The 12,130-nt window shown below is 70.3% G+C and carries 10 protein-coding genes; 6 read left to right on the forward strand and 4 right to left on the reverse strand.

What is annotated here, in order from left to right; translation table 11 throughout:
* Positions 1 to 229: ATP-binding protein (locus BKE38_RS33705; protein ID WP_131829715.1), on the forward strand; the 229-nt coding region annotated here is incomplete at its 5' end.
* Entirely contained in the window at positions 226 to 1,581 is a 1,356-nt protein-coding gene (locus BKE38_RS24555) for a sigma-54-dependent transcriptional regulator (RefSeq protein WP_076959853.1), read from the forward strand. The genes BKE38_RS33705 and BKE38_RS24555, both read left to right, overlap by 4 nt.
* On the opposite strand, the gene BKE38_RS24560 is transcribed toward BKE38_RS24555, so the two are convergent.
* Complete coding sequence (locus tag BKE38_RS24560; RefSeq protein ID WP_076959854.1) at positions 1,578 to 2,525, reverse strand: tyrosine-type recombinase/integrase; 948 nt, start codon at positions 2,523 to 2,525, stop codon at positions 1,578 to 1,580. The two genes, BKE38_RS24555 and BKE38_RS24560, sit on opposite strands and share 4 nt — an antisense overlap.
* Positions 2,526 to 2,637: 112 nt before the next feature.
* On the opposite strand from BKE38_RS24560, the gene BKE38_RS24565 reads away from it, so the two are divergent.
* Positions 2,638 to 4,101, forward strand: a complete 1,464-nt coding sequence (locus tag BKE38_RS24565; RefSeq protein WP_076959855.1) for an amidase — start codon at positions 2,638 to 2,640, stop codon at positions 4,099 to 4,101.
* Here BKE38_RS24565 and ilvD read toward each other — a convergent pair.
* On the reverse strand, positions 4,098 to 5,954 hold the full coding sequence (gene ilvD / locus BKE38_RS24570; protein WP_076959856.1) for a dihydroxy-acid dehydratase: 1,857 nt from the start codon (positions 5,952 to 5,954) through the stop codon (positions 4,098 to 4,100). The two genes, BKE38_RS24565 and ilvD, sit on opposite strands and share 4 nt — an antisense overlap.
* Positions 5,955 to 6,139: 185 nt before the next feature.
* Entirely contained in the window at positions 6,140 to 7,015 is an 876-nt protein-coding gene (locus BKE38_RS24575; protein WP_076959857.1) for a LysR family transcriptional regulator, read from the reverse strand.
* Positions 7,016 to 7,271: 256 nt separating this feature from the next.
* Between BKE38_RS24575 and BKE38_RS24580 the strand changes: the two genes are divergently transcribed.
* Genes BKE38_RS24580 through BKE38_RS24590 form a run of 3 tightly spaced genes read left to right on the forward strand, consistent with a single transcriptional unit; the run spans position 7,272 to position 10,768 of the window.
* Entirely contained in the window at positions 7,272 to 8,687 is a 1,416-nt protein-coding gene (locus BKE38_RS24580; protein WP_076959858.1) for an SAF domain-containing protein, read from the forward strand.
* Between the two features lie 44 nt (positions 8,688 to 8,731).
* Entirely contained in the window at positions 8,732 to 10,111 is a 1,380-nt protein-coding gene (locus BKE38_RS24585; RefSeq protein ID WP_076959859.1) for a CitMHS family transporter, read from the forward strand.
* A 15-nt stretch (positions 10,112 to 10,126) separates the two neighbouring features.
* Positions 10,127 to 10,768 carry an aspartate/glutamate racemase family protein gene (locus tag BKE38_RS24590; protein WP_076959860.1) on the forward strand — a complete coding sequence of 214 codons (642 nt, stop codon included), beginning with the start codon at positions 10,127 to 10,129 and terminating at the stop codon, positions 10,766 to 10,768.
* Here BKE38_RS24590 and BKE38_RS24595 read toward each other — a convergent pair.
* Positions 10,765 to 11,796: a LacI family DNA-binding transcriptional regulator gene (locus BKE38_RS24595; protein ID WP_076959861.1), complete on the reverse strand. Its 1,032-nt coding sequence runs from the start codon at positions 11,794 to 11,796 to the stop codon at positions 10,765 to 10,767. The genes BKE38_RS24590 and BKE38_RS24595 overlap by 4 nt on opposite strands.
* Positions 11,797 to 12,130: the final 334 nt, after the last annotated feature.

Below are 12,130 nucleotides of genomic sequence, written 5' to 3' on the forward strand. Positions count from 1 at the left end.
CTTGGCGGTGATGGCCAGGCCCAGCCCGGTGCCGCCCGGCGTGCGCGAGATGAAGGGGCGGAAGATGTCTTCGCGCATGTCGTCCGGCACGCCGGGCGGCACCGGGCTGGGCCTGGCCATCACCGCCAAGGCGATGCAGGCGCATGGCGGCGGCGTCGCCCTGGAAGACTGCCCTGGCGGCGGCAGCCGCTTCGTCCTGACCCTGCCGCCCGCGGAGGCCTCGCCATGACCGACCAGCCCGGACGCCTGCTGCTGGTCGATGACGAGCCCGCCTTCTGCCGCCTGGCCGCCGCCTGGCTGGAACGCGCCGGCCATCGCGTCGTCGTGGCCCACGACCCGGAGCAGGCTGCCGCCCGCTTCGCCGAGACGGCGCCGGAGGTGGTGCTGCTCGACCTCGTGATGCCGCCGCGGCTGGTGCCGGAGGCCGGGCTCGACCTGATCCCCGGCTTCGCTTCGGTGCCGGTGATCGTCATGACCGCCCATGCCGAGCATGACCTCGCGCTGCGCGCCGTCGAGCGCGGCGCCTGGGACTTCCTGGGCAAGCCCGTGGAGCCGGAGCTGCTGTCTTTCGCCGTGGCGCGCGCCCTGCGCGTCGCCCGTCTGCGGCGGGAGGTGGCGGAATTGCGCGCCGGCGGCGGGGCCGAGGATCTGGGCCTGGTCGGTCGCAGCCCCGTCATGGCCCGGCTGCGCGAGCGGATCCGCAGGCTGGGCGCCACCTCGCTGCCGCTGATCGTGCTGGGCCCGACCGGCACCGGCAAGGAGCTGGTGGCCCGCGCCCTGCACCAGGTCAGCGACCGCCGCGCCGGACCCTTCATCGCCGTGCATTGCGGCGCCCTGCCGGGCGAGCTGCTGGAAAGCGAGCTCTTCGGCCATATCAAGGGCGCCTTCACCGGCGCGCATCGCGACCGGCCCGGCCTGGTGGAGGCGGCGCATCGCGGCACGCTGTTCCTCGACGAGGTCGGCGAGATGCCGCCCCCCATGCAGGTGAAGCTGCTGCGCTTCCTGGCCGACGGCAGTTTTCTTCCTGTTGGCGGCCGCGAGATGCGGCGCGCCGAGGTGCGCATCGTCGCCGCCACGCATCGCGACCTGGAAGCCATGGTCGCCGCCGGCACCTTCCGCGAGGATCTGTTCTTCCGGCTGAAGGGCTTCGTCATGCGCACGCCGGCCCTGGCCGAGCGCGCCGACGATATTTCCCTGCTGGCCGCGGTGTTCCTGCAAAGGGTGGCGCCGGGGGCGCGGCTGACGCCGGATGCGCTGTCCTGGCTGGCGGCGCGCGACTGGCCCGGCAATGTCCGCGAGCTGCGCGCCGTGGTCGAGACCGCCGGCGCCCTGGCCACCGAAGGCGAGGGGGTGGATGCCGCCCTGCTGCGCTTCGCCGCCGGCGAGGCCGAGGAAGAGCAGGAGGCGCCGCCCGCCGGGGCGGGCCCGGGCCAGCTCGACGCCGCCATCGCCGCGCTGGAAAGCCGCATGCTGCGCCAGGCTCTGGCGGAGACGGGCGGCAACCAGTCGGAGGCGGCGCGGCGCCTCGGCATCTCGCGCCCCGGGCTGATCAAGAAGATGGCGCGGCTGGGGCTGCGCTAGAGACCCACTTTCCCCGCCGGGCTGGCCGATCCCAGGCGCGAGCGGCGGACATAGCTGCGCATCGTGGTCAGGCTGCGATGCCGGCTATGGCCCATGATTTCCTCGTCGGGGACGCCGGCGCGATAGGCGGTGGTGATGAAGCCGGCACGCAGCCCATGCGGCGACAGCGGCTCCAGCAGCGTCGCGCGGATCCCGGCCTGCTGCGCGCGCTTCAGCAGGATCAGCCGCAGCGCCTCGCCGGTCAGCGCGCCGTCGCGGATGGTCTGGTGCCGCGTCACGCCCCGGAAGGCCGGGCCGCGCGTGATGCCGGCGGCCTGCAGCCAGGCCTTCAGCGCCCGCACCGGGCAGGTGGCCACCGACTGCCCCTGCGGAATGCCGATGCGCTGGCCTTCGCCTTCCTGGTCGGTCTTGGAGCGCGGGATCAGCAGCTCGATCCCGCGCGGCTTCCAGGCGATGTTTTCCACCGAGATGCCGCAGAGCTCCGAGCGCCGCAGCGCGCCGGCGAAGCCGAGCAACAGGAGAGAACGGTCGCGCAGACCGGCGAGGTCCTCCTCGCAGACCGCGACCAGCCGCTGGATCTCGGGCGTGGTCAGCGCCTGGGCGCGTTTCGGCGGATCGCCATGGGTGCGGCCGATGCCGCGCAGCACCTCGCGGATGGCGGTGTGGCGGGTGTCGAGCGACTGCCCGGCCAGGCGATGCGCCCGGGCGATGCCCGCAACCTTGCGCCGCAGCGTGGCGCGCGCATAGCCTTCGCCGAGCTCGGCCAGATAGTCGCCCACAAGCTCCGGCGCCGCCGGCAGCGCCGCGACGCCGCGCGCCTGGCACCACAGCGCGAAGGCGGCCCAATCGGCGGTATAGGCGCGCACCGTCGCCTCGGCATCGGCGGCGACGCGGTAGCGCGCGGCGAGGCGGGCGGCGCGTTCGGGCTTCGGATCGGCGGTCATGCGGGGCAGGCTAGGCGGCCGGTGCGACGGATGTCAACTTGCGATAATGTTCCTTCTCGCAAGTCAGGATGGGGCCTGGGCAGCGGCTTCTGGCGGTGGCAGGCTCGGCGCCATGCATGACGATCTGATCCGCCTGACCGCGACCGAGGCCGTCGCCCGCCTGCAGCGCGGCGAGGTCTCTCCCCTGGAGCTGGTCGAGGCCGCCGCCGCCCGCATCGCCGCGGTCGAGCCTGCGGTCAACGCCCTGCCCACCCTCTGCCTGGACCGCGCCCGCGACCATGCCCGCCGCCTGATGGCCGGCGAGGGCCGCGAACGGCAAGGCACCGCCGGCTGGCTGGCCGGGCTGCCGGTCAGCATCAAGGACCTGACCGACGTGGCGGGCGTGCGCACCACCTATGGCTCGCCGATCTTCCGCGACCATGTGCCGGCAACGTCGCATCCGGTGGTGCAGCGGATCGAGGCCCAGGGCGGCATCGTCATCGGCAAGTCGAACACGCCGGAATTCGGCGCCGGCGGCTCCACCTTCAACGAGGTCTTCGGCCGCACGCGCAACCCCTGGAACACTTCCCTCACCTGCGGCGGGTCGACGGGCGGCGGCGCCGTCTCGGTGGCCACCGGAGAGGCCTGGCTGGCCCAGGGCACCGACCATGGCGGCAGTCTGCGCCGGCCGGGAACCTATTGCGGCGTGGTCGGGCTGCGGCCCTCGCCGGGGCGCGTCACGCGGGGGACGCCCAACAACCTGTTCTCGCCCTTGTCGGTGCAGGGGCCGATGGCGCGCAACGTGCCGGACCTGGCGCTGTTCCTCGACGCCCTGGCCGGCTGGTGCCCGCTGGACCCGCTGACCTATGACGCCCCGTCCCGGTCCTATGCCGCTGCCGTCGCGGCGGCCGGGGCGGAGAAGCCGAAGCGCATCGCCTTCACCACCGACTTCAACGGCCAGCTGCCGGTGGACCGCGAGACCCAGGCGCTGACCCGCGCCGCCATGCGCCACTTCGAAGACATGGGCTGCATCGTCGAGGAATTCGCGCCGGATCTGGAGGAACTGGGAGAAGCCTTCCTGATCCTGCGCAGCCAGTCCTTCGTGGTCGACCGCGAGGCGCAGCTCGCGACGCATCGCGACCAGATCAAGCCGGACATCATCTGGAACACCGAGCGGGGGTTGGCGGCGACGCCGAGCCAGCTGGCCTGGGCCGACCGGCAGCGCGCGGCTTTCTACCGCCGGATGGCGGCGATGTTCGGGCGCTACGACGTCTTCGTCACGCCCGGCGCCGCGACGCCGGCCTTCGACGTCATGCTGCGCAACCCGGAGACCATCGCCGGCGTGAAGCTGGAAAACTACATGGCCGGGTCGATGATCAACGCCGCCATCACCCTCGCCGGCTGCCCGGCGGTCGCGGTGCCCTGCGGCTTCGACCAGTATGGGCGGCCGGTCGGGCTGCAGGTGGTGGCGCCGCCGCGCCGCGACGAGATCGCGCTGCAGGCCGCCGCCCTGTTCGAGCAGGCCAGCGGCCTGTCCCTGAAGGTGCCGCTGGATCCCCGGCCGGGGGTGGTGCCCCCGGCCGAAGCCGCCGCCTAGCGCTTGCGGCGCTGCTGGCTGACGTCGCGCACCGCGCCGCGCGCCGCGCTGGTGGTCAGCGCGGCATAGGCCTGCAGCGCCGTCGAGACCACGCGCTCGCGGCCGATCGGCACCCAGGCCTCCTCGCCACGGGCTTCCATGGCGGCGCGGCGCTCGGCCAGCACCGCGTCGTCGACCGCCAGGCGGATGATGCGGTTCGGGATGTCGATCTCGATCCGGTCGCCCTCCTCGACCAGGCCGATGGTGCCGCCCTCGGCCGCCTCGGGCGAGCAATGCCCGATCGACAGGCCCGAGGAGCCGCCGGAGAAGCGGCCGTCGGTGACGAGCGCGCAGGCCTTGCCCAGCCCCTTCGACTTCAGATAGCTGGTCGGATAGAGCATTTCCTGCATGCCCGGGCCGCCCTTGGGGCCTTCGTAGCGGATCAGCACCACGTCGCCGGCGACGACCTTGCCGCCCAGGATGCCGTCCACCGCCGCGTCCTGGCTTTCGAACAGCCGCGCCGGGCCGTTGAACACCAGGATCGAGGCGTCGACGCCCGCCGTCTTCACGATGCAGCCGTCTTCCGCCAGGTTGCCGTAGAGCACCGCCAGCCCGCCATCCTTGGAGAAGGCGTGCTCGGCATTGCGGATGACGCCCTTCTCGCGGTCGAGGTCGAGCTCCTCCCATCGCGCCGACTGGCTGAAGGCCACGGTGGTCGGGATGCCGCCGGGGGCCGCGCTGAACAGGGTCTGCGCCGTCTTGCCGGCGCCGCGCTTCAGGTCCCAGCGGTCGAGCGCATCGGATAGGGTCGGCGCATGCACTGTGGAGCAGGAGGTGTCGAGCAGCCCGGCGCGATCCAGCTCGCCCAGAATGCCAAGAATGCCGCCGGCGCGGTGGACGTCCTCGACATGGACATTGGCGACAGCGGGCGCGACCTTGCACAGCACGGGGACGCGGCGCGACAGGCGGTCGATATCCTGCATGGTGAAGCCGACCTTGCCCTCTTCCGAGGCGGCCAGCAGGTGCAGCACGGTGTTGGTCGAGCCGCCCATGGCGATGTCCAGCGTCATCGCATTCTCGAAGGCGGCGAAGCTGGCGATGTTGCGCGGCAGGGCGCTGGCGTCGTCCTGCTCGTACCAGCGGCGCGCCAGGTCGACGATGGTGCGGCCGGCCTCGAGGAACAGGTCGCGGCGGTCGGCATGCGTCGCGACGATGGTGCCGTTGCCGGGCAGCGCCAGGCCCAGCGCCTCGGTCAGGCAGTTCATCGAATTGGCGGTGAACATGCCCGAGCAGCTGCCGCAGGTCGGGCAGGCCGAGCGCTCGATGACCTGGACTTCCTCGTCGGTCACGCTGCTGTCGGCGGCGGCGACCATGGCGTCGATCAGGTCGATGCTGCGCTTCTGGCCGCGATGGACGACCTTGCCGGCCTCCATCGGGCCGCCGGAGACGAAGATCACCGGGATGTTCAGCCGCATCGCCGCCATCAGCATGCCGGGCGTGATCTTGTCGCAGTTGGAAATGCAGACCATCGCGTCGGCGCAATGGGCATTGACCATGTATTCGACGGAATCGGCGATCAGCTCGCGCGACGGCAGGCTGTAGAGCATGCCGCCATGCCCCATGGCGATGCCGTCATCCACCGCGATGGTGTTGAATTCCTTGGCGACGCCGCCGGCCGCCTCGATCTCGCGCGCGACCAGCTGGCCCAGGTCCTTCAGATGGACATGGCCGGGGACGAACTGGGTGAAGGAATTGGCGACCGCGATGATCGGCTTGCCGAAGTCGGAATCCTTCATGCCCGTCGCGCGCCAGAGGCCGCGGGCGCCGGCCATGTTGCGGCCATGCGTGGTGGTGCGGGAGCGATAGGCAGGCATGCGGACGTCCTCCGGGAACGGTCTTGGGGCAGTTGTGGCTGCCGGTGGCGGCCACCCTGCCCGTCCCGGCCTGTCCCGGCTGGCCCTGCGCGGGGGGCAGGACAGCCGGAGGACCGGAGAAACCATTGCCCTCGGCCGCGGTCAAGCGCCGAGGGGGAAGCCCTGGCAGGAGCCCCGCGCAACCGTCACAGCAGGCCCGCGGCGATCTCCCCCTGCATATGGCCCAGGAAGTTCCTGATCAGCGGGATGTCGGAGAATTCGCGCCGCCAGATCATCCAGGCCTGGCGCAGAACCGGCTGGCCGTCAGCGAAATGCAGCGGCGTCGACCAGAGCTGCCGCCCCTCACCCAGGAAGTTCGGCGCCAGGAAGACGCCGTAGCCCAGGCCGTTGGCGATCATCTCCAGGCAGGTGTCGCCGTGGTTGGCCCGCATGCCGATCAGGGGGCGGGCACGGAAATGGCTGTGCCACCAGCGCTCCACCAGGCGGCGGGCGAAGGGGTCGCTCAGATAGGCGATCTGCGGGGTCGTCGGCAGGTCGTCCAGCGCGATCGGCACGGCGTGGACCAGGCAGGCCTGCTCGCTGCCGATCAGGGCGCGCTCGAAGCCCCCTTCCCCCTCGCCGCGGATGAAGCCGACATGGATTTCGTCGCGCTCGAGCCGGCGGACCACGGCGGCGCTGATATCGGTCGCGATGTCCAGCGCGGCGCCCGGATATTCCTCCTTGAAGCGCTTCAGGCAGGGCGGCAGCAGATGGCGGGCGAAGCCGTTGGTCATGCCGAGCCGCAAGGTGCCCGAGGCGCCGCTGCCCAGCCGCAGCAGGTTGCCGCGGATCTCTGCCAGGCGGGCCAGCATCAGCTCGGCCTCGTCGGCCAGATATTCGCCTTCGGGGGTGAAGCTGATGCCCTTGGGCGTGCGCAGCACCAGCCGCACGCCGAGCGCCGCCTCGATGCCCTGCAGCTTCTTCGACAGGTTGGGCTGGCTCATGAACAGCCGGTCGGCGGCGCGGGTGACGTTCGGCGTCCGGCGCAGCTCAACGATGATCTTCCAGGCGGCCTCGTCCATCCGCATCCCTTCTCGACCATTCCATTTTGGAATGGCTTTCGATGAAAGACAACGATTTTACAGTCCCAAGAAGTTTCCCTATGACCGATGCGATCGGCGCCGGCGGCAGGACCCCGCGCCGCAGTAAAACGCCTGGGTTCGGCAAGAAATCCAGCGGCAAAGGGGAAGGCGTCCATGGTCGAATGGCGTCCCCTTCGCCATGCGGTCAAGAAACCGGCCCGAAGGATGCTGCGCATCCGAGGCCAGAAGGGGCGGCATGATCTACCACCATCTCTACAAGAACTTCGCCAGGAAGGAACAGGTGACGGTCGGGCTGATCGGCGCCGGGGCCTATGGCACCGCCATCGTCACCCAGGACCCGCACACGCCGCGGCTGAATGTGGCGGCGGTCGCCGACCTGTCGCTGACCGCCGCCCGCGGCGCCTATGAGAAGGCCGGCTTCGCCCCCGAGACCCTGGCCGAATGCCGTACGCTGGAGGAGGCCGAGGCCGCCATCGCCGCCGGCCGCCGGGTCTATACCGACAATTGCGACATCATCGCCGGCATCGGCGCGCTCGACATGGTCTGCGAGAGCACCGGCACGCCCGAGGCCAGCGCCCGCTACGCCATGGACGCCATCGCCCAGGGCAAGCATGTGGCGATGATCACCAAGGACTGCGACATCGCCATCGGCCCGCTGCTGAAGAAGCGCGCCCAGGCCAAGGGCGTGGTCTACACCCCCGTGGACGGCGACCAGCACGGGCTGCTGATCCAGCTCTATGAATGGGCCAAGTCGGTCGGCCTGACGGTGCTGAGCGGCGGCAAGGCGACCGACGGCGAATATGTCTATGACCGCGCCGCCGGCACCGTCCGCATCAAGACCGACAAGAAGATTCATTCTCCCTCTGTCGAAGTCGTCGAGGTTGCGCCCGAAGACCGGCCGTGGATGGAGATGATCCCGGCCGGGCGTTCCGAGGAATATATCGCGCACCGGAAAAGGATCATGGCGCGGCTGCCCCAGCCGGGCGCCTATGACCTCTGCGAGATGGCGGTGGCCGCCAACTACACGGGCCTGGCGCCGATGGTCGACACGCTGGTCCACGCGCCGCTCCGCATCACCGAGATCCCGGTCGCCTATGCCACCAAGGCGAATGGCGGCATTTTCGAGAACCTCGACACGCTGGACCTGGCCACCTGCCTGCGCGCGCCGGACGAATCCGGGCTGGGCGGCGGCGTCTTCCTGGTGGTGCGCTGCGACAACGCCTATTCCAACCATGTGCTGACCACCAAGGGCCAGATCGCCAATTACGACGACAGCGCGGCCGTTATCTACCGCCCCTATCACCTCTGCGGCGTCGAGACCTCCAGCACCATCCTGGTCGCAGGCCTGCTCGGGCTGGACACCGGCTCGGACGACTACCGCCCGCGCTACGACCTGGTGAAGGTCGCCGCCCGCGACATCGCCGAGGGCGAGGTGTTCGGGAATGACCACAGCCAGCAGATGCGGGCGCGGATCGTCCCCGCTATCCCGGTCGCCCCCGGCAATGCGGCCTGCGCGCATCTGCTGACCGGCAACCGCGCGCGCGTCGCCATCCCGGCCGGCACGCTGATCACCTATGACATGGTGGAGGAGCCCGCGGGCTCGCTGCTCTGGGACCTCCGCCGGCAGCAGGACGCCGAATTCCTGGGCTGATCCAGCCGCGCCCATCCCGAAACGTCCGAGAGAGAAAACAAAGAATGCTTGCCCTGCTGGCCTGGCTGACGGTCATCGTCTTCATGGCGCTGATCCTGACCAAGAAGATGCATCCCTTCACCGCCATCGTGCTGATCCCGGTGCTTTTCGCCGTGGTCGGCGCGATGCTCGGCCTCTATGCGGCGCCCACCGCGCGGACGCTGAAGATGCCGCTGGAGGCGGTGACGCTGTGGGACCAGATCAGCGTGCTGGGCACCTGGATCAAGCAGGGGCTGACCCGGACCTCGGGCACCGCCTTCATGCTGTTCTTCGCCATCATGTTCTTCTCGCTGATGCTGAATGTCGGCCTGTTCGACCCGCTGGCGCGGCGCGTCGTGCACCTGGCCAAGGGCGACCCGCTGAAGGTGCTGGTGGCGACCAGCGTGCTGGCCACCATCGTCTCGATGAGCGGCGACGGCACCACCACCACGCTGATCTGCTGCACGGCGCTGATCCCGGTCTATCGCAAGCTCAACCTGAAGATGATGCATCTGGGCGTGCTGCTGATCCTGCAGAACACCATCCTCAACCTGCTGCCCTGGAGCGGGCCGACGGCGCGCGTCATCGCGGTCATCGAGGGCATCGACGTGCAGCGGCTGCTGAACGGCCTGCTGCCGGGGATGATCCTGGCCAGCCTGTTCGTGACCGCCGGCGCCTATGCGCTGGGCCTGTCGGAGCGCCGTCGGCTCGGCGTGCAGCATCTGTCGGATGCCGATATCGACGCCATCTTCGCCGAGACCAGCAGCGAGGCCGATGCGCTGAAGCGGCCGCAGCACACGCTGGTCAACGGGCTGCTGACCTTCGCCAGCCTCGCGCTGCTGATCAGCGGCACCTTCGACCCGGTCTTCATCTTCCTGGTCGGAACGGTGCTGGCGCTGGTGATCAACTACAAGACGCTGGCCGAGCAGAAGGACCGCCTCTACGCCAATTCCGGCGAGGTGCTGGCCACCGTCATCATGGTGATCGGCGCCGGCGTCTTCATGGGGATCTTCACCAACACCGGCATGTCCGACGCCCTGGCCGGCAGCCTGGTCAACGTCGTGCCGGAGGCGATGGGCCGCTTCTGGGGGCTGATCGTGGTGCTGATCTCGGCGCCGGGCGGCTTCTTCCTGTCGAACGACGCCTTCTTCTACGGCGTGCTGCCGGTGCTGGTGCAGGCCGGCAAGATCTATGGCTTCACCCCCTTCGAGGTCGGCTTCGCCTCGCTGCTGGGCCAGGCCTTCCACATGCTGAGCCCGCTGACCGCCTTCATCTACCTGCTGCTCAGCATGACCAAGCTGGACATGGGCGAATGGCAGCGCGCCTGCTTCGGCTGGTGCCTGGCGATCTTCGTGATCTTCATTGCCGCGGCGCTGGCCTTCGGTATGGTGCCGCTCTATCGCTGAACCGGGGGAAGAAAAATGCGCCGCATCGCTGTCATCAGCGTCACGCTGAACGCCGTCACGCCGATGATGCGGCGCTTTTCCCAGGAGCCCGGCGCCTGGGCGGTGACCAACCTGCTGGACGAGGCGCTGCAGGCCGAGATCGCCGCGGAGGGTCGCGTCACCGACCGGTCGATGGCGCAGATGGGCGCGCTGCTCGGCCGGGCGGCGGCGATCAAGGCCGAGGCGGTGTTGCTGACCTGCACCGTCTTCTCGCCCTACCTGCCGGCGCTGCGCCAGCTTTTCGCCATGCCGCTGATCGGCGCCGATGTGGCGATGCTGGAGCAGGCGGCGGCCCTGCAGCGCCGGACGGTGATCCTCTGCACCTTCCCCGCCGCCCTGGCGGGGTCGGCGGCGATGTTCGAGGCGGCCTCGGGCGGGGTCGCCGCGGATGTGGTGCTGGTGGAAGGCGCCCAGGCCGCCATGGCCGCCGGCGACCCGGCCCGGCATGACGCGCTGATCACCGAGGCCATCCGCGCCCATGCGCAGAACTACGAAGCGGTGGTGCTGGCACAGATGTCGATGGCGGGCGCTGCGGCCCTGGTTCCGGATTGCCCCGTACCGCTGCTGACCAGCCCGGACTGCGCCGTCGCCGCGCTGCGGACGGCGCTGCCCGCCTAGCCTGAGGAGCCCCGCACCACCAGCCGCCCGCGCAGCGACACCGTCTCGTCCGGCAGGCTGCGATCGGCCATGCGCGCCTGCAGCAGGTCCAGCGCGCGGCCGATCATGGCGGGCAGCGGCTGCTCCACCGTGGTCAGGTCGTAGTGCGGCCAGGCGGCCTCGGGCAGGCCGTCGAAGCCGACGACGGCCATGTCGCGCGGCGCCGAAAGCCCTGCCATGCGCAGCGCGTCGATCACGCCCATGGCCATGACGTCGCTGACGGCGAAGACCGCATCAGGCCTTTCGCCGACAGGAAGCGCGGCGATCTGCTGCCCCGCCGCGAAGCCCCCTTGATGCGACGAACGGCCGTCCAGCCGCAGCGGCCGCTCCACCCCCATATCGGCCAGCGCATCGCAGAAGCCCTGGTCGCGCTCCTGCCCGGTGGAGCTCGAGGTCGAGGTGCGGACCAGCGCGAAGCGCCGCCGCCCCTGCCCCAGCAGCAGCTCGGCCAGCTGGCGGCTGCCGAAGCGGTTGTCGCAGGTCACCGCGCTGGAATTCAACCGCGCCACGCGGTTGACCATCACCACCGGCACGCCATTGGCGGCGCAGACCGCGCCGACATGCGACGGCAGCTCGACCGAGGTGATCAGGCAGCCATCGACCTGGTATTGCAGCAGTGCATCCGCCGTCATGTCCTCGATGGCACCGGCGCCGGCATGGATCACCAGCAGCCGCATGCCGCGCGCGGCCGCTTGGCGCACCGCCTCGTGCAGCAGGCCGGTGTAGAAGGGGTTGGTGGGCGGGCCCAGCACCACGCCGATCAGCCCGCTGCGCCCTGACGACAGCGTCCGCGCCGAGGCATGCGGCGTGTAGCCCCATTCCTGCGCCAGCCGGGCGATGCGCGCCCGCGTCTCCGCCGAGATGCGGGTGTCGCCCTTCAGCGCGCGCGAGATGGTGGACGGCGCGACGCCGATCTGCCGGGACAGGGTGACAATGGTGGTGCGGCGGCCCTCGGGGGCGGCAGGCTCCTTGGGCGGCAGGTCCTTCATGCTGGCCTTCTAGCATGGCACGGCGCGCAATCCCGCAGCATTTTGCAAAATGATGCGCAAATGTTTGCGCATTCTTGCGCGCTGCACCATCATCCAAGGCCGCGCAACAATATGCGCTGATGCACAATTACCACGTTGACAGCGGCAAAGACACCGTCGTTATATCGGTCATCGGATGCGCAAACGTTAGCGCATAGGCTCGCTGGCGTGGCCGGGGAGCTGCGGAGGAAACAGCACAGGCGAGCGGCGGGCCTCCGGAACCGCAAATGGCGGCGATCGGCGCCGGGCCCCTGCCCCGCGATCCGCCCCCGCGCCCCAGGAAGAGGAATGGCCA

It is taken from the genome of Teichococcus deserti (assembly GCF_001982615.1).
GTDB lineage: Bacteria > Pseudomonadota > Alphaproteobacteria > Acetobacterales > Acetobacteraceae > Pseudoroseomonas > Pseudoroseomonas deserti.